Here is a 16,565-nt window from a genome sequence, read left to right as displayed (position 1 = left end):
TTAGAAAGGTGAACTTCAAACCGAGTGAAACTTATTTTCGTAAAGAGGCAGGCTTTGTCGCGAACAGCTAAGTGAAAGGCCGGCTTATGAAAATCGGCAGTGGGTATTTTCATCCACTGCCGCGGTGGCCGATCTCAGTCGTGATGCTCTCGGGCACGCTTGAGCAGCTTCTTGCAGCGCTCGGACAGGTGCAGCACCCGCAACTGCTTGCCGGCCTTGGCATAACGCTCGCGCAGGGTTTTCAGTGCGGCGATGGCCGAGTAGTCGACAAAACTCAGGTGGCGACAGTCGACAGTCACGTGCCGAGGATCGCCCGCCGGATCGAACTGGTTGAGAAACGCCGTGGTGGAGGCGAAGAACAGGGTGCCGTGCAGTTGGTAGTGCTTGCTGCCGTCGGCTTCCAGGTGGCTGTCGGCGTACAGCTCGCGGGCCTGCTGCCAGGCGAAGTTGAGGGCGGCAATGACGATGCCGCAGAACACCGCCATGGCCAGGTCGGTGAACACGGTGATCACGGTCACCGCGAGGATCACCAGCACATCGTTGAGCGGCACCTTGTTGATCACCCGCAGGGACGCCCAGGCGAAGGTCTGCTGCGACACCACGAACATCACCCCCACCAGCGCCGCCAGGGGGATGCGCTCGATCAGCGGTGAGAGAAACAGCACGAACAGCAGGATCAGAGCGCCCGCCACCACGCCCGACAAACGCCCGCGGCCACCGGAACTGAGGTTGATCACGGTCTGGCCGATCATCGCGCAGCCACCCATGCCGCCGAACATTCCCGAGACCACATTGGCCGCGCCCAGGGCCACGCATTCACGGTCCGGGTAGCCGCGGCTCTCGGTGATTTCGTCGGTGAGGTTGAGGGTCAGCAGGGTTTCCAGCAGGCCAACCATGGCCATCAGGAACGCATAGGGGGCGATGATGCCCAGGGTCTCCAGGTTCCACGGCACCTGGGGCAGCGCCAGGCTCGGCAGGCCGCCGGCGATGTGGGCCATGTCTCCCAGGGTGCGGGTCGGCAGGCCCAGCAGGTACACCAACGCGCCGACCCCGAGGATCGCCACCAGGGCCGGTGGCACCGCCCGGGTCAGGCGCGGCAGCAGGTAGACGATGGCCATGGTCAATGCCACCAGCCCGGCCATCAGGTACAGCGGCTGGCCGCTGAGCCAGTGTTCGCCGCTCTTGAAATGTTCCAGCTGGGCCAGGGCGATGACGATCGCCAAGCCGTTGACGAAGCCCAGCATCACCGGGTGCGGCACCATGCGCACCAGCTTGCCCAGGCGCAGCAGGCCGAAGGCGACCATCACCAGCCCGCCCAGCAGCACCGTGGCCAACAGGTACTGCACACCGTGCTGCACTACCAGGGCGACGATCACCACCGCCATGGAGCCGGCCGCGCCGGAGACCATGCCCGGCCGCCCGCCGAACAGCGCCGTCAGGGTGCAGATGAAGAAGGCGCCATACAGACCCATCAACGGGTTGAGGTGGGCCACCAGGGCGAAGGCGATGCACTCGGGCAGCAAGGCAAAGGAGGTGGTGAGTCCGGCCAGGACATCGGCACGCAGACGTTTTGCTTTCATGATTGACCTGATAGACGGACCGGCAGGCGCGGCCCTGGGAAGTGCGGAAAGAAGGCGGGGAATGTTACGGAATTGAGCCGCCTCCGACCAGCCGGCCGTCGGCGCCTGCACAACGAAGGTAGGAGCTGGCTTGCCAGCGAAGAGGCCGCTCGACCTGGCGCCAGGCTTGCGTGCCCTTTCGCCGGCAAGCGGAACGCCGCCCGGCCAGCTCCTACAGGGGTTCAGCGGTTATTTGACGACCTTGCCGACACCGCGGCCACGTGGGTCGGAAGCGGTTTCAAGCGCAGTGCCATTGACCCGGATCGCCTGGATATCGCCCATCTCCCAACCCTGGTCTTCCAGGGTGTAGCCCATGGCCTTGAGCTCGTCGGCCACCTTGCCGGTGAGCGGCGCATAGGCGTCGTAGTAGATCGTGTCCTTGGGCAGCAGCTGGTGATGCACGCGCTGCGCGGCCACGGCCTTTTCCAGGGGCAGGTGGTAGTCGTAGAGGTTGTTCAGCACCTGGAAGATCGAGGTGAAGATCCGCGAACCACCGGGGGTGCCCAGCACCAGGGTGACCTTGCCATCGCGGGTCACCAGGCTCGGGCTCATGGAGGACAGCATGCGCTTGCCCGGGGCGATGGCGTTGGCGTCGCCGCCCACTACGCCGAAGGCGTTGGCCACGCCCGGCTTGGCGCTGAAGTCGTCCATTTCGTCGTTGAGCAAAAAGCCCGCGCCCTTGACCACCACGCCGCTGCCATAGTCCCAGTTCAGGGTGTAGGTGTTGCTCACCGCGTTGCCCTGGGCATCGACGATGGAGAAGTGGGTGGTCTGGTGCGGCTCAAGCCCGGGGCGCACTTTCTCGGTGGCCGAGATGGCGTTGGGGTTGACCTCGGCGGCGCGTTTTTTCAGATACGCCGGGTCGGTCAGTTGCTTGACCGGAACATCGGAAAACGCCGGGTCGCCCAGGTAGTCGGCGCGGTCGGCGAACACCCGCTTTTCGATTTCCGCCAGCAGGTGAATGTACTTGGCTGAATTGAGCTCCACACCCTTGAAGTCCGCCGCGCGCTCTTCCTTGATGCTGATCAGCTGCGCCAGGGCCACCCCGCCAGAGCTGGGCGGCGGCGCGGTGTACAGGGTGTTGCCACGGAAGGTCACCTGCAGCGGCTGGCGCCACTGGACCTTGTAGTCCTGCAGGTCCTGCTTGGTGATCAGGCCCTTGTCGGCCTGCATCTGCGCCACCAGCAAGTCGGCGGTCTTGCCGCTGTAGAACTCCTTGGCGCCCTGGTCGGCGATGCGCTCCAGGGTCGCGGCCAGTTCCGGCTGACGGAAGGTCTCGCCCGGTTTCATGCTGCCGAAGTAGTCGCCGAAGTTGGTGGTGCCGTTGAACAGCTTCAACGCATCCTCGCGGTACTGGTACTGCTTGTCCGCCACCTTGAAGCCGTTCTTCGCATAACCCACGGCCGGAGTGATCAGCTCGCTCCACGGCAACTTGCCGAACTTCTGGTGAGCTTCCCACAGGCCCATCACCGTGCCCGGCACCCCGGCGGCGCGGGCGCCCACCAGGCTCAGGTTCTCGATCACCTCGCCCTTTTCATTCAGGTACATGTTCCGGGTCGCGGCCTTGGGCGCGGTTTCCCGGTAGTCGAGGAAGTACGGCTTGCCGTCGATGTACATCGTCATGAACCCGCCGCCCCCGATGTTGCCGGCCTCGGGGTAGGTCACGGCCAGGGCGAAGGCCGTGGCCACCGCGGCATCCACCGCGTTGCCGCCCTTCTTGAGGATCTGCGCCGCGACATCGGCGCCGTACTGGTTGGGCGCGGCCACCGCGCCGCCTTCCAGGGTCACGGCGAAGGCCGAGCTGCTGGCGGCGATGGCGGCCGTCAGGGCCAGGGTCTTGAACAACAGAATGCGCATAGGTCCTTCCTTTTCTTGTTATTGAACGGCAAGAACCTTAGGCCCGAGACGGGGGGTTGAGCAATCGCCAATCGTGGCACGAACGTCCCAAGCCTCAGCCATGGATAACCGTAGGAGCTGGCTTGCCAGCGAATGCAACTTCAAGAGTTGCGCAAAACCCGGGGGCCCCTTCGCCGGCAAGCCGGCTCCTACGGGGGATAGGCGGGGAATGGGGGGAGCCTTCAGCCCTGGAACTCGGGGTTGGCGTAATCGGCCAGCTTGCCCTGGATGAAATCCAGGAAGCACTGGATGCGCAGGGCCAGTTGCGAGTTGCGGTAGTACACGGCGTTGATCGGCTGGCGATAGCCGCTGTTGAACGAGGCCAGCACCGGTTGCAGGCGCCCGGCGCGGATGTCGTCGATGGTCATGAAGTGCGACAGGCAGGCAATGCCCTGCCCTTCCAGCGCCAGGTGGCGCAGGGTCTCGCCACTGGAGGCGCTGATGCCCGGCTGGATCTGCCAGCGGTCGCCATGCACATGGCGCAGCGGCCAGTGGTTGAGGGTCTCGGTCTGGGTGAAGCCCAGCAGGGTGTGCCCGGCCAGTTCGGCCACGCTCTGCGGCGTACCGTGGCGGGCCAGGTAGTCAGGGCTGGCGAGGATGTGCAGCGGGCTGCAGCCCAGGGAGCGGGCATGCAGGGTGGAATCCGCCAGCACGCCGATGCGGATGGCGATGTCGGTGCTCTGCTCCAGCAGGTCGATGATCAGGTCGTTGCTGTTGAGCTCCAGCTGGATATCCGGGTACAGGCTGCGGAACTCGGCCACGTAGGGAACGATGGCATGCAGCATGAAGGGCGATGCGGCGTTGATCCGCAAGCGCCCGGACGGGTTGCGCTGGCGCGAGGACAGGCGCTCTTCGAGCTCGTCCATCTGATCGAGGATCAGCTTGGCCTGTTCGAAGAAGTAGCGCCCTTCCTCGGTCAGGTCCATGCGTCGCGTGGTGCGGTTGATCAGCGTGGTGTCGAGCTTGGCCTCCAGCCGCGACAAGCTGCGGCTGACCGCCGAAGGGGTCTGGGCCAACTGCTCGGCGGCGGCGGAAATCGAGCCGCACTCGATGACACAGACGAAGACTTGCAACTCGTCGGATCGGGCTTTCACATGAGTCCTCTGGCGGCAGCGGGGCAACATCGCCCCTGAATTTCAAGGCACTCAATAGTAGCCGGATTCAGCCCGGCAGATTGAACACTGCCTTGAGGTGTTCCTCGTAACGCTGCACATCGCCTTCGATGTTCGGGCGTTTCATCACGTCCACGCAGAGGAAGGTTGGCAGGGCGCTCATGCCCAGGAACTGGTTGGCCTTGTGGAACGGGAAGTAGACCGCGTCCACGCCCTTGGCCTCGAAGAAGTCGGTGGGATCGTCGAAGGCTTGCTGCGGGGCGTTCCAGGTCAGCGAAAGCATGTACTGCTTGCCCTGGATCAGGCCGCCGCTACCGTACTTCTGCGAAGCATCGGAGCGGGTCCGGCCGTCGCTGGCGTAGAGGCTGCCGTGGCCTTCGGTGAAGACTTCGTCGATGTATTTCTTGACGATCCACGGCGCGCCCATCCACCAGCCGGGCATCTGGTAGACGATCACGTCGGCCCAGAGAAACTTCGCCACTTCTTCCTGGATGTCGTAGCCCTCGTCGATGTGGGTGACCTTGACCTCCAGGCCGCCACGATCCAGTACCGCCAGGGCGGTGTCGTGCAGGGTGGCGTTGTAGCGCCCATCGGAGTGGGCGAATTGCTTGGCGCCATTGAGCAGCAGTACTTTTTTCATGATCCAGCCTCATCGGGAACAACCCGTTGCGCATCGATGGCGGCGGGCTGTAAAGATTGAAAACGATGGCGGCAGGTTAATCAGGCCAGGGCCGGAGAATAAGCCCGGGTTGTTCAAAATACATTTGACTCAAACGCACGAATCAGCGGTGGATTGTTGCCTTAGAATTTTTGCCGACCTCCCCATCAGCAAGAGTGCTCCTTATGCCCACACCCCAGGCCTTCATCCTTCACGCCAAGACCCGCCCGGAACGGGCTGATGCCTTCGAGGCGTTCTTTCTCGGCCATGTAGCCGCCAGCCGCGCTGAAGCCGGCTGCATCGAATACCACATGCTGCGGGACCGACAGGACCCGAGCCTGTTCATTTTCTACGAGGTCTGGGCTTCCCAGGAGGCGCTGGATAGCCACTCCAGCCTGCCGCACATGCAGCAGTTCCTCGACGCGCGCATGGACTACCTGGAGCAGGACTTCGAGATCCGCGCCATCGACATGCTCAGCCCGGCCGCGGCTGGCCGCTGAGCAAAAGGTCTAGCCGCTGATCAGCAAGTGCCCGCCCAAGAGGCCCATGCCGACAAAGAACACCCGCTTGAACAACTGGGCGCTGATGCGCTGGCGCAACCACTGCCCCAGCCACATGCCCAGCAGCGCCGGGGCCAGGGTCAGCAGCGAGGCCCCCAGCTCGGCGCCGCCCAGGGCGCCGCGCCACAGCAGGCCGCCGGCCAGGGCCAGGGTCGAGACGGTGAACGACAGGCCCAGGGCCTGCACCAGCTGATCCTTGTTCAGCCCCAGGGCTTGCAGGTAGGGCACCGCCGGAATCACGAACACCCCGGTGGCCGAGGTGATGACCCCGGTGACCAGCCCGCACAGCGGCCCCAGCCAGCGTTCCTGGGCCGCCGACACTCGCAGGGTCGGCAACAGCAAGCCGCTCAGGGCATATAGCAGTAGCGCCGCCCCCAAGCCCCGCACCACCCAATGCCCGGCGTCGATTCCCAGCCACAGGGAGCCGGCGGCGGTGCCGGCAAAGATCGCCAGCAGCATCGGCCACAGGCGCTTGAGCAAGGCCGGCAGATGCCCGCCAAAGGCCAGTTGCCAGAGATTGGTCAGGGTCGCCGGAATGATCAGCAGGGCCGCAGCCTGCGCCGGCGCCATAGCCAACCCCAAGAGGCCCATGGCCACGGTGGGCAGGCCAAGACCGATCACCCCCTTGACCATGCCGGCCAGCACAAAAGTGCCGATCACCAACAGGGAAAGGGCCACTCCGAGATTCTGATAAAACGCGAGCGAGCTGTTCATGGGCCTATCCTGCGCCCTGCTCGCCCTGCTGAAAATCTGCCATATACTGAGCCAGCCTCTTGCCCGGCAATAGGCACATACAAAAACCTATGGCCCGTACCTCCGTAGGAGCTGGCTTGCCAGCGAAGGCGCACTCAAGCCCGATGCAAAATCCGAAGGCCTCTTCGCCGGCAAGCCGGCTCCTACATAAGAAATTGCTGGTTGGGGAATCATTCATGCACTTCGACCTGATCGACCTGCGCCTGTACCTGAACATTCTGGAGGCTGGCAACATCACCGCCGGTGCCGCTCGCAGCCACTTGTCGCTGGCCGCCGCCAGCGCTCGAATCCGCGCCATGGAGGCCTCGCTGGGCATCGAGTTTCTCGAACGCGGGCGTCGTGGCATCCGCCCGACAGCCGCCGGCAAGGCCCTGGCCCAGCATGCGCGAACGCTGCTGCTGTACGCCGAGCACCTGCAACAGGACCTTGGCGAATACGCCAGGGGGGTCAAGGGCCAGGTGCGCCTGTTGTGCAACACCACCGCACTCAGCGAGTACCTGCCAGAGCTGCTGGCAGACTTCCTGCACAGCCAGCCCCATGTCGATATCGAGCTGCAGGAGCTGCCCAGCCAGCGCATCACCCACGCCCTGCGCCAGGGCGCGGCGGACCTGGGGATCGTCTCCGATGCGGTGGACACTCAGGGCCTGATGACCCGGGCCTTTCGCGACGACCCACTGGTGCTGGTGATGCCCCCGCACCACCCCTTGGGTGCCCTGGCGGCCCCCAGCTTCAGCGACAGCCTGGCCCACGACTATGTCGGCCTGGCCAGCCACAGCGCCCTGGCGGTGTACCTGGAGGAACAGGCCCTGCACCTGGGCCGGCGCATGCAGTTGCGCATCCGCGCCGAAGGCTTCGACGCCGTGCTGCGCATGGTGGCCCGCGGCGCCGGACTGGCCCTGGTGCCCCTGGCGGCCCTGCAACGCAACCTGCACCTGGCTCTGCAAAGCCGCCCCTTGAACGAGGCCTGGGCACGCCGCCGCTTGCTGCTGTGCGCCCGCGACTTCGACGCCCTGCCCCTGTATGCCCAGGGCTTGTGCCGTGCGCTGCTAGAGCCTTGACTCTCCCCTTAGGGGCAGACTTTAGCCTTGGGGTTTATTCCTCAAGGACCACGGCAATGAGCAAACGCATCCTGGTGATTCTCGGCCACCCTTCGCGCCACAGCCTGTGCGCGGCATTGAGCGAGCGCTACGTGAAAGCGGCGCAGGAAGCCGGCCATGAAGTGCGCCAGCTCAGGCTCGGCGACCTGCATTTCGACCCCGTGCTGCGCGAAGGTTATCGCCAGATCCAGCCCTTGGAAGAAGACCTGCAGCAGGCCCAGGCCGACATCCTCTGGGCCGAGCACCTGACCTGGGTCTTCCCCATCTGGTGGGGCGGCATTCCGGCGCTGATGAAGGGCTTTCTCGATCGCGTGCTGCTGCCGGGCTTCGCCTTCAAGTACCGCCCCGGCAAAGCCTTTCCGGAGCAGCTGCTAAAGGGCCGCAGCGCCCACCTGCTGGTGACCATGGATACACCGCCCTGGTACTTCCGCTGGTTCTACCGCATGCCCGGCTTGCAGCAGATGCGCCGCACCACCCTGGCCTTCTGCGGCATCAAGCCCTTGCGCACCCTGACCTTCGGCCCGGTGCTGGACGCCAGCCAGGAACGCCGGGCCGACTGGCTGCTGCAAGTGGAGCACCTTGCCAGGCAGTGAATCTGCCCGATAATGCGCGACACCAGCGCCCATTGGCTGGCCCTGGAATCCGGAAGTGAAAAGGAACCTGCATGTACATCGGCCAAGCCGCGCAACTGTCCGGAACCACGATCAAGAGCATCCGCCATTACGAAGCCATCGGCCTCTTGCCCGAGCCGGCGCGCCAGGGCCGCTACCGCCTGTATGACGCGCAGAGCGTCGAGCAACTGATATTCATCAAGTGCGCCCAGCAGTTGGGCTTCAAGCTCAAGGAACTGCAGCAGGTATTCGCCACCCACCAGGGGCAGGCCTTCCCCTGGGACCGGGCCCAGGCGGCCCTGGCGCAGAAAAAGCGCGAGCTGCAACAGCAGATCGAGGATTTGCAGCAGTTGCAGGGCCGGCTCGAGCTGTTCGAGACCAGCCTGCAACAGGCGCGAGAGGAATGCCCCCTGGGCAGCCGCTAGGACCGCCCGGGCGGCCTTGCTTCAGACCTCCGACAAGCCGGCGACCACCCGCGGCTTACGAAAGCACAGGTAATAGACCAGGGTCAGCAACAGCAGGAACGGCACCCCGAACACCAGGGTCATCTTGAACGCCTCGGTGAAGAAGGTGGTGATCATCACCGCCCCCATCAGCACCAGCCCCAGCAGGGTGCTGTAGGGAAACAGGCGCATGCGGAACGACAACTGCTGCTCGCCGTGGCGCTGGTGATAGCGGCGGAAGCAGTAATGGGTGAGGAAGATCATGAACCAGGTGAAGATCGCGCCGAACATCGAGATCGCCATCATCAGGGTGAACGAACTCTCGGGGTACAGCACGTTGACCAGGGTCGCCAGGGCGATGCCGGAGCTGGACAGCAGCAGGGCATTGAGCGGAATCCCGTTCTTGCTCAGGGCCCCCATGGACTTGGGCGCATAGCCGGCGCGGGACAGGCTGAACATCATCCGCGTGGTGATGTAGAGCTGGCTGTTCATCGCCGATAGCGCGGCGATCAGGATCACGAAATTCATCACCCCGGTGGCCCCGGGAATACCGATGGTCTGCATCACCGTGACGAACGGGCTCTGGGCCTTGCCGGCCTGGGCCCAGGGCACGATGGCCAGCATCAGCGCCAGGGTCAGCAGATAGAACACCACCAGGCGCACGATAGTGGCGCGAAAGGCCTGTTTCACCGCGCGTTGCGGGTCCTTGGCCTCGCCCGCCGCCACCGCGATCATCTCCACGCTCAGGTAGCTGAAGATCGACACGATCACGGCAATCCACATGCCTTCGAAACCGTTGGGAAAGAAGCCGCCGTGAGCGCTGTAGTTGTGCAGCCCGTAGTCGGGGTTGCCAGAGCCGAACACCACGTACACCGCCAGGATGATGAAGCCGACGATGGCGGCGATCTTGATGGTGGAAAACCAGTATTCGAAGTTGCCGAAGGTCTTCACGCTGATGCCGTTGAGCACGATCAGCACGCTGGAGAAGGAGATGATCCACACCCACTCCGGAACGTTGGCGAACCAGTACTTCATGTACATGGCGATGGCCGTGACTTCGGCCCCCACCGCCAGCACGATGGCCGCCCAGTAGGCATAGCGCACCAGGAAGCCGGCCAGCGGGCTGACGTAGAACTCGGCGTAGGCACCGAAGGAGCCGGAGGTGGAATGGGCCACGGTCATTTCCGCCAGGCAGCCCATCAGGATCAGGGTGATCAACGCGCCGATGGCGTAGCTCAGCAGCACGCTGGGGCCGGCATAACCGATGGCGTAGGCGCTGCCCATGAAGAGCCCGGTGCCAATGGCCCCGCCGATGGCGATCATGCTCATCTGGCCGGCGGTCAACTGCCGCCTGAGGCCGTGCTCGCGATTGGATATCGCTTCGAAACCCTTGTTGGAGGTGGTCACTTTGAGTGCCTCTTTATTGTTGTGTGCACATATAAATCGTTGTGACGGCCCGTCCTTGTGCCGCTGGCCTGGTCGCCGCACAGGGCGGCAACCAGGGGGTGAAACACGTCTCAGGTCACGCTGTGGCGTACCTGGAATTGCGCCTGGGCCCAGGTTTTCTGGTCGAGGATTTCACCGAGGATCTGCACCGCGTCCCATACCTCGCTGAAGCGGGTGTACAGCGGAGTGAAGCCGAAACGCATGATCCGCGGCTCGCGGTAATCGCCGATCACGCCCCGGGCGATCAGGGCCTGGATCACCGCGTAGCCTTCGGGGTGCTCGAAGCTCACGTGGCTGCCACGCTTGGCATGCTCACGCGGGGTCACCAGCTTCAGCTCGTGACCGACGCAGCGCTGCTCCACCAGTTCGATGAACAGGTCGGTCAGCGCCAGGGACTTGCGCCGCAGGCTCTGCATGTCGGTCCGTTCGAAGACTTCCAGGCCGCATTCGACCATGGCCAGAGAGGTAATCGGCTGGGTGCCGCACAGGTAGCGGGCAATGCCGCTGGAAGGCTCGTAGCGGGTAGCCATGTCGAACTGCCGGGCATGGCCGAACCAGCCGGACAGCGGCTGGGTAACCAGGTCGCAGAGCGCCGGAGCGACCCAGGCGAAGGCCTGGGAGCCGGGGCCGCCATTGAGGTACTTGTAGGTGCAGCCGATGGCGTAGTCGGCGCCGCTGCGGCCCAGGTCCACCGGCACCGCGCCGGCCGAGTGGGCCAGGTCCCAGATGCTCAGGGCGCCCGCCTCGTGGATCAGCCCGGTGGTCGCCTGCATGTCGTGCATGTAGCCGGTCTTGTAGTTGACGTGGGTCAGCAGCACCACCGCGGTGTCCTGGTCGATGGCCGCCGGCAGTTGTTCCGGGCTGTCCACCAGGCGCAGGGAGTACCCCTGCTGCAGCAGCTGCGTCAGGCCTTCGACTATGTACAGGTCGGTAGGAAAGTTGCTGCTTTCGGAGACGATCACCCGCCGCTGGGGCGCACGTCCGGCCTGGACCTGCAGGGCGGCACTGAGGACCTTGAACAGGTTGATGGAAGTGGTATCGGTGATGACCACCTCACCAGCACCCGCACCGATCAGCGGCGCCAGCCGATCCCCCAGGCGCTGGGACAGGTCACGCCAGCCGGCCGTGTTCCAGCTGCGGATCAGGCCCTCGCCCCACTCTTGCTCGATCACCTGCCGGGCCCGCTCGGCAGCCGCCACGGGGCGGGCACCAAGGGAGTTGCCATCGAGGTAGATCACCCCTTCGGGCAGGCTGAACTGTTGGCGCAGCGGCGCCAGGGGGTCCTGTTCATCGAGACGCAGGCAGTGGTTTTTATCGATCATTGGCAGTCCTGTCTTGGTCAATGTCATGCCCACCGGAAGGGGCCGGGCACGGGGTCCTGGAAACCCGAAAACTTGAGAAATAATGGACGAAGACCGGGAGAATTTTCGTGCAAAGTGCAGCGCGCTGTCGTACTAATCTCGAATAAAATTCTAATCCTCCAATAAAAAACGCGGATTTATGCCAACCATGACCCTCGACTCCACGGACCTGCGCATCCTCTACTTCCTGCAACAGGACGGGCGTATCAGCAATCAGGAACTGGCGGAGAAAGTCGCCCTCTCGCCCTCGGCCTGCCTGCGCCGCCTGCGCCTGCTGGAAACGGAGGGGATCATCAGCGGCTATCGCGCCCAGCTCAATGCCGAGCGCCTGGGCATCGAGCTGGAGGCGATCGTCCACGTATCCCTGCGCCAGGACGTGGAAGGCTGGCACGAGACCTTTATCGGCAAGGTCCAGCAGTGGCCGGAAGTGGTGGCCGCCTACGTGATCACCGGCGCCAGCAACTACGTGCTGCGCATCCAGGCGCGCAACCTCAAGCACTTCTCGGATTTCATCGTCAACCATCTGAACCGCGCCTCGGGCGTGACCGATATCCGCTCGGAAATCGTCCTGCAGAAGATCAAGGAACAGAACAGCCTGCTGGACCTGGTGCAGCGCAAGTAAGGCGTCCTAGAACCCGGCCGGGCGCCGCGCGGGGTGACGCTGGGCAGTGACGCTCGGGGTTTCGTCGAACAGCTTGCGGTACTCGGCGGAGAACCGCCCCAGGTGGGTGAAGCCCCAGCCCAGGGCAATCTCCGAGATGTTGCGCGCCGAGCCGTGCTCGAGAATTTCCTGGCGCACGCCATTGAGCCGGTGGCGCTTGAGGTAGGCCATGGGCGACAGGGCGAAGTACTTGCGAAAGGCCTCGAACAGCTTGAAGCGCGAGACACCGGCGGCGGCCTCCAGGTCTTCCAGGTGCACGGTCTCGCGGGCATGTTCATGCAAGTGCTGGCGGGCCCGTACCAGATAGTGGGGCAGCTTGACCCCGAGCATCGCCCGCAACTCGCTGGAGTAGTTGTTGGGCTGGGCCAGGATCAGGCCCTTGATCAATGAGCTTTCGATTTCCCGGGTGAAGGCCAGCTGTTCATAGAGCTCGTTGCCCTGGGCCAGTTCGCCGATGAAATGCTGCGCCATGCGCCACCATGCCGCGGCGGCACCGTGCAGCGCATCCATGCCGGGCTCGAAACGCAGCGGCTCCAGCACCGGGCGCTGCAACAGGCCCTCCAGGGCCTCGCTCATGGCCGGCCGGGAAATCACCACCTGCAGCTTGCGACAGTCTCCGGAGATGGCCAGCACCTGGCTTTCGTTGGGGGCGATGATCACCCCCTGGCCGCGGTCCGAGCGCAAGAGGCGCCCGTCCTTGCTCAGTTCCTGCTCGCCGCACAACGGCAGGCTCAGGCTGTAGCTGCTGAAGCGCTCGGTGTCCTGGATATCCACCACCACATCGGTGCCGTATTCGATGATGCCCAGGGTCGTGGAACGGGACCTGAGCACGTTGGCATTGTGGTGGAAACGAATGCGTTCGGGGTTGGCGGTTTCCAGGCGGTGAGGCCCACAGATTCCCGCCATCCAGTTCCTGGCCCCTTCAAGGTCAAAGCGATCGATACGAATCTCGCGAAACTGCCCATCAGCCTTGCTATTCATCACGGCGCACCCACGGCAATTTTTATTCAGCGCGCTCTGACGGCGCGTCTTGTATGACAGGGCAAGTTTTGCGCCAGCCGACGGCGCTGCCAACCCAGTGGATAGCAATCGTCGACTAAGTGGATAACCGGGCCCCATCACTCTCATTGGCTGCGCTCACAGTAGCCGATCAGCGCACCAACAGGCAGCCATCCATCGCTTGCCTGCACGATGCTGGGTAGATGCTACCCAGGGGCCTGCTGCTCCATGCCTTGCCGGGAACGGGCAATTTTGTGGATGACCTTGGCCGACTAAGCGGATAGCCGCAGGCCCCCTCCCCTCTCTCTAATGACGGCACCCGATTGGCCTGAATAAAAAAGGTACCGACTCATGAGTGGTGCAAGAAACGTCGAGCAGTGGCAAGACTTCATCCACAGCTGCCTGGATTTTCGTCCCGCGGACGGGGTGTTCCGTATCGCCCGGGACATGTTCACCGAACCCGAGCTGTTCGACCTGGAGATGGAGCTGATCTTCGAGAAGAACTGGATCTACGCCTGTCACGAAAGCGAGCTGCCCAACAACCACGACTTCATCACGATGCGCGCCGGGCGCCAGCCGATGATCATCACCCGCGACGGCGAGGGCAGACTCAATGCCCTGGTCAACGCCTGCCAGCACCGCGGCACCACCCTGACCCGGGTTGGCAAGGGCAACCAGTCCACCTTCACCTGCCCCTTCCATGCCTGGTGCTACAAGAGCGACGGGCGCCTGGTGAAGGTCAAGGCGCCAGGGGAATACGACGAGGGCTTCGACAAGGCCACCCGCGGCCTGAAGAAGGCCCGCATCGAGAGCTACAAGGGCTTCGTCTTCATCAGCCTGGACGTGGCCGCCGACAATTCCCTGGAAGACTTCCTCGGCGACGCCAGGATCTTCTTCGACATGATGGTCGCCCAGTCCCCCGACGGTGAGCTGGAGGTGCTGCCGGGCAAGTCCGCCTACACCTACGACGGCAACTGGAAGCTGCAGAACGAGAACGGCCTGGACGGTTATCACGTCAGCACCGTGCACTACAACTACGTGGCCACGGTGCAGCACCGCCAGCAGGTCAACGCCGACAGCGGCGCCGGCAGCAGCGCCACCCTGGACTACAGCAAGCTCGGCGCCGGCGACGCCAGCACCGACGATGGCTGGTTCGCCTTCGAGAACGGCCACAGCGTGCTGTTCAGCGAAATGCCCAACCCGGCGGTGCGCTCCGGCTACGCCAGCATCATGCCGCGCCTGGTGGCCGAGCACGGCCAGGCCAAGGCCGAGTGGATGATGCACCGCCTGCGCAACCTGAACATCTACCCCAGCCTGTTCTTCCTCGACCAGATCAGTTCCCAGTTGCGGATCATCCGCCCCATTGCCTGGAACAAGACCGAGATCATCAGCCAGTGCATCGGGGTCAAGGGCGAGAGCGACGCCGACCGGGAAAACCGCATCCGCCAATTCGAGGATTTCTTCAACGTCTCGGGCATGGGCACGCCGGACGACCTGGTGGAGTTCCGCGAGGCCCAGCGCGGCTTCCAGGGGCGCCTGGAGCGCTGGAGCGACATCTCCCGCGGGCGCCAGCATTGGGTCAGCGGGCCCACCGCCAACAGCGAGAACCTGGGCATCCAGCCGGCCATGACCGGCACCGAGATCACCCATGAGGGGCTGTACGTCAACCAGCACCGCAACTGGCAGAAATTCCTCCTCGACGGCCTGCAGCGCCGGCCCCTGAAACTGCGTGAGGTGTGATCATGAATGCGCAATTGCAGTACCAGATCGAGCAATTCTTCTACCGCAAGTCCGAGCTTTGCGATGCCCAGGACTGGGACGCCTACCTGCAACTGTTTGCCGTGGACAGCGAGTTCCACCTGCCCCAGTGGGACTCGGAACACGTCTACACCCAGGACCCGAAACGCGAGATGTCGCTGATCTACTACGCCAACCGTTCGGGCCTGGAGGACCGGGTGTTTCGCCTGCGCACCGGCAAGGCGGCCTCGACCATCCCCATGCCGCGCACCCTGCACATGGTCAGCAACCTGCGCATTGCCGAGGGCGACAACGGCCTGTTGCGGGTACGCCTGAACTGGCACACGCTGTTCTATCGCCTGGCCACCGCCGAGGAGTTCTACGGCCATGCCACCTACGACCTCAAGCCCCAGGGCGACAGTTGGCTGATCCAGCGCAAGCACGTGCTGCTGCTCAACGACACGATCAACTCGGTGCTCGATTTCTATCACCTCTGACCCACGGAAGTTCTCCCATGACGCACAAGGTCGCGTTCAGCTTTGCCGACGGCAAGACCCTGTTCTTCCCGGTCAAGGCCAATGAAATCCTGCTCGACGCCGCCCTGCGCAACGGCATCAAGATCCCCCTGGACTGCCGCGAAGGGGTGTGCGGCACCTGCCAGGGCCGTTGTGAGTCCGGCCAGTACAGCCAGGACTATGTGGACGAAGAAGCCCTCAGCGCCCAGGACCTGGAACAGCGCAAGATGCTCAGTTGCCAGACCCGGGTGCAGTCCGACGCAGCGTTCTATTTCGATTTCGACTCCAGCCTGTGCCACAGCGCCGACCCGGTGCAGTTGCAGGGCTCGGTGATCGACGTGCGCCAGGTGTCCGAAAGCACCGCCATCCTCCACCTGGACCTGGGCGGCCATCAAGCGCCACTGGATTTCCTCCCGGGCCAGTACGCGCGCCTGAGCATCCCCGGTACCGGCACTAGCCGGGCCTACTCCTTCGCCAACCGGCCGGCGGCGGACAACCAGTTGCAGTTCCTGATCCGCCTGCTGCCCGACGGGGTGATGAGCAACTACATCCGCGAGCGCTGCCTGGTGGGCGACACCCTCCAGCTGGAGGCGCCGCTGGGGGCCTTCTACCTGCGTCAGATCAGCCGTCCGCTGATCCTGGTGGCCGGCGGCACCGGACTGTCGGCGCTATTGGCAATGCTCGAACAGATCGTCGAGCAGGGCTGCCAGCAACCACTGCATCTGTACTACGGCGTGCGCCACAGTGCCGATCTGTGCGAACTGGAGCGTATCCAGGCACTGGGCGAGCGCTTGCCAGCGTTTCGCTTCACCCCGGTAATCAGCGACACCGACCCGGATTGGTCGGGCAAGCGCGGCTACATCAGCGAACACTTCGACAGCAGCGAACTGCGCGACCAGGACACCGACATGTATGTCTGCGGGCCGCCGCCAATGGTCGATTCGATCCGAATCTGGCTGCAAGAACAGCAACTTAACCGCGTTCAGCTGTATTACGAGCGGTTTACCGAGAGTAATATCTGATTCCGTCAGCATTCAGCCGCGATCGGTCCTGTTCAGCCTGGGATCGGTCCTGATAACAACTAGAAGAGAGCGCAA

The 16,565-nt window shown here is 63.9% G+C and carries 16 protein-coding genes; 8 read left to right on the top strand and 8 right to left on the bottom strand.

Going from position 1 to position 16,565, the window contains the following annotated elements; translation table 11 throughout:
* Positions 1–134 precede the first annotated feature (134 nt).
* From ABCR88_RS03950 to ABCR88_RS03935, 4 genes are all read right to left on the bottom strand, one after another.
* Complete coding sequence (locus tag ABCR88_RS03950; RefSeq protein ID WP_041115833.1) at positions 135–1,580, bottom strand: SulP family inorganic anion transporter; 1,446 nt, start codon at positions 1,578–1,580, stop codon at positions 135–137.
* 228 nt (positions 1,581–1,808) lie between these two features.
* Positions 1,809–3,476, bottom strand: coding sequence for a gamma-glutamyltransferase (gene ggt, locus ABCR88_RS03945; RefSeq protein ID WP_011059135.1), 1,668 nt, complete (start codon positions 3,474–3,476; stop codon positions 1,809–1,811).
* Between the two features lie 221 nt (positions 3,477–3,697).
* Positions 3,698–4,609, bottom strand: coding sequence for a LysR family transcriptional regulator (locus tag ABCR88_RS03940; protein WP_011059134.1), 912 nt, complete (start codon positions 4,607–4,609; stop codon positions 3,698–3,700).
* Positions 4,610–4,676: 67 nt separating this feature from the next.
* On the bottom strand, positions 4,677–5,267 hold the full coding sequence (locus ABCR88_RS03935) for an NAD(P)H-dependent oxidoreductase (protein WP_015634065.1): 591 nt from the start codon (positions 5,265–5,267) through the stop codon (positions 4,677–4,679).
* Positions 5,268–5,470: 203 nt separating this feature from the next.
* On the opposite strand from ABCR88_RS03935, the gene ABCR88_RS03930 reads away from it, so the two are divergent.
* The gene (locus tag ABCR88_RS03930; protein ID WP_123430043.1) at positions 5,471–5,785 is read left to right on the top strand and encodes a putative quinol monooxygenase; all 315 of its coding nucleotides are present in this window, start codon (positions 5,471–5,473) and stop codon (positions 5,783–5,785) included.
* 9 nt (positions 5,786–5,794) lie between these two features.
* On the opposite strand, the gene ABCR88_RS03925 is transcribed toward ABCR88_RS03930, so the two are convergent.
* Positions 5,795–6,559 (bottom strand): sulfite exporter TauE/SafE family protein, encoded by a 765-nt coding sequence (locus ABCR88_RS03925; protein WP_123430042.1) that lies wholly within the window; start codon positions 6,557–6,559, stop codon positions 5,795–5,797.
* A 215-nt stretch (positions 6,560–6,774) separates the two neighbouring features.
* Here ABCR88_RS03925 and ABCR88_RS03920 point away from each other — a divergent pair, with 215 nt between their 5' ends.
* From ABCR88_RS03920 to ABCR88_RS03910, 3 genes are all read left to right on the top strand, one after another.
* The gene (locus tag ABCR88_RS03920) at positions 6,775–7,656 is read left to right on the top strand and encodes a LysR substrate-binding domain-containing protein (RefSeq protein WP_123430041.1); all 882 of its coding nucleotides are present in this window, start codon (positions 6,775–6,777) and stop codon (positions 7,654–7,656) included.
* Positions 7,657–7,712: 56 nt separating this feature from the next.
* Positions 7,713–8,288 carry an NAD(P)H-dependent oxidoreductase gene (locus ABCR88_RS03915; protein WP_015634061.1) on the top strand — a complete coding sequence of 192 codons (576 nt, stop codon included), beginning with the start codon at positions 7,713–7,715 and terminating at the stop codon, positions 8,286–8,288.
* 71 nt (positions 8,289–8,359) lie between these two features.
* The gene (locus ABCR88_RS03910; protein WP_220223660.1) at positions 8,360–8,731 is read left to right on the top strand and encodes a MerR family transcriptional regulator; all 372 of its coding nucleotides are present in this window, start codon (positions 8,360–8,362) and stop codon (positions 8,729–8,731) included.
* A gap of 21 nt (positions 8,732–8,752) precedes the next feature.
* On the opposite strand, the gene ABCR88_RS03905 is transcribed toward ABCR88_RS03910, so the two are convergent.
* Both ABCR88_RS03905 and kynU read right to left on the bottom strand, forming a co-directional pair.
* Complete coding sequence (locus ABCR88_RS03905; protein WP_011059127.1) at positions 8,753–10,156, bottom strand: amino acid permease; 1,404 nt, start codon at positions 10,154–10,156, stop codon at positions 8,753–8,755.
* A gap of 110 nt (positions 10,157–10,266) precedes the next feature.
* Positions 10,267–11,517, bottom strand: coding sequence for a kynureninase (gene kynU, locus ABCR88_RS03900; protein ID WP_236203631.1), 1,251 nt, complete (start codon positions 11,515–11,517; stop codon positions 10,267–10,269).
* Between the two features lie 187 nt (positions 11,518–11,704).
* Between kynU and ABCR88_RS03895 the strand changes: the two genes are divergently transcribed.
* Positions 11,705–12,178, top strand: coding sequence for an Lrp/AsnC family transcriptional regulator (locus ABCR88_RS03895; protein WP_011059125.1), 474 nt, complete (start codon positions 11,705–11,707; stop codon positions 12,176–12,178).
* Positions 12,179–12,184: 6 nt separating this feature from the next.
* On the opposite strand, the gene ABCR88_RS03890 is transcribed toward ABCR88_RS03895, so the two are convergent.
* Entirely contained in the window at positions 12,185–13,198 is a 1,014-nt protein-coding gene (locus ABCR88_RS03890) for a helix-turn-helix domain-containing protein (protein ID WP_123430038.1), read from the bottom strand.
* 369 nt (positions 13,199–13,567) lie between these two features.
* Between ABCR88_RS03890 and antA the strand changes: the two genes are divergently transcribed.
* The 3 genes from antA to antC are packed head-to-tail and all read left to right on the top strand — an operon-like array spanning position 13,568 to position 16,490.
* The gene (antA, locus tag ABCR88_RS03885; RefSeq protein ID WP_041115819.1) at positions 13,568–14,956 is read left to right on the top strand and encodes an anthranilate 1,2-dioxygenase large subunit; all 1,389 of its coding nucleotides are present in this window, start codon (positions 13,568–13,570) and stop codon (positions 14,954–14,956) included.
* A gap of 2 nt (positions 14,957–14,958) precedes the next feature.
* On the top strand, positions 14,959–15,450 hold the full coding sequence (gene antB, locus ABCR88_RS03880; RefSeq protein ID WP_041115817.1) for an anthranilate 1,2-dioxygenase small subunit: 492 nt from the start codon (positions 14,959–14,961) through the stop codon (positions 15,448–15,450).
* A 17-nt stretch (positions 15,451–15,467) separates the two neighbouring features.
* Positions 15,468–16,490: an anthranilate 1,2-dioxygenase electron transfer component AntC gene (gene antC, locus ABCR88_RS03875; RefSeq protein ID WP_041115815.1), complete on the top strand. Its 1,023-nt coding sequence runs from the start codon at positions 15,468–15,470 to the stop codon at positions 16,488–16,490.
* Positions 16,491–16,565 lie beyond the last annotated feature (75 nt).

The sequence above is a fragment of the Pseudomonas sp. W17 genome, assembly GCF_040268305.1.
Lineage (GTDB): Bacteria > Pseudomonadota > Gammaproteobacteria > Pseudomonadales > Pseudomonadaceae > Aquipseudomonas > Aquipseudomonas protegens.
The sequence above is the reverse complement of the archived record's forward strand: the minus strand, read 5'-3'. Positions and strand labels throughout refer to the sequence as shown.

What these genes read in the sequence shown, in the direction of transcription:
- ABCR88_RS03950 (WP_041115833.1), bottom strand. Translation starts at nt 1,580, where the DNA reads ATGAAAGCAAAACGTCTGCGTGCCGATGTCCTGGCCGGACTCACCACC.
- ggt (WP_011059135.1), bottom strand. Translation starts at nt 3,476, where the DNA reads ATGCGCATTCTGTTGTTCAAGACCCTGGCCCTGACGGCCGCCATCGCC.
- ABCR88_RS03935 (WP_015634065.1), bottom strand. Translation starts at nt 5,267, where the DNA reads ATGAAAAAAGTACTGCTGCTCAATGGCGCCAAGCAATTCGCCCACTCC.
- ABCR88_RS03930 (WP_123430043.1), top strand. Translation starts at nt 5,471, where the DNA reads ATGCCCACACCCCAGGCCTTCATCCTTCACGCCAAGACCCGCCCGGAA.
- ABCR88_RS03925 (WP_123430042.1), bottom strand. Translation starts at nt 6,559, where the DNA reads ATGAACAGCTCGCTCGCGTTTTATCAGAATCTCGGAGTGGCCCTTTCC.
- ABCR88_RS03920 (WP_123430041.1), top strand. Translation starts at nt 6,775, where the DNA reads ATGCACTTCGACCTGATCGACCTGCGCCTGTACCTGAACATTCTGGAG.
- ABCR88_RS03915 (WP_015634061.1), top strand. Translation starts at nt 7,713, where the DNA reads ATGAGCAAACGCATCCTGGTGATTCTCGGCCACCCTTCGCGCCACAGC.
- ABCR88_RS03910 (WP_220223660.1), top strand. Translation starts at nt 8,360, where the DNA reads ATGTACATCGGCCAAGCCGCGCAACTGTCCGGAACCACGATCAAGAGC.
- kynU (WP_236203631.1), bottom strand. Translation starts at nt 11,517, where the DNA reads ATGATCGATAAAAACCACTGCCTGCGTCTCGATGAACAGGACCCCCTG.
- ABCR88_RS03895 (WP_011059125.1), top strand. Translation starts at nt 11,705, where the DNA reads ATGACCCTCGACTCCACGGACCTGCGCATCCTCTACTTCCTGCAACAG.
- ABCR88_RS03890 (WP_123430038.1), bottom strand. Translation starts at nt 13,198, where the DNA reads ATGAATAGCAAGGCTGATGGGCAGTTTCGCGAGATTCGTATCGATCGC.
- antA (WP_041115819.1), top strand. Translation starts at nt 13,568, where the DNA reads ATGAGTGGTGCAAGAAACGTCGAGCAGTGGCAAGACTTCATCCACAGC.
- antB (WP_041115817.1), top strand. Translation starts at nt 14,959, where the DNA reads ATGAATGCGCAATTGCAGTACCAGATCGAGCAATTCTTCTACCGCAAG.
- antC (WP_041115815.1), top strand. Translation starts at nt 15,468, where the DNA reads ATGACGCACAAGGTCGCGTTCAGCTTTGCCGACGGCAAGACCCTGTTC.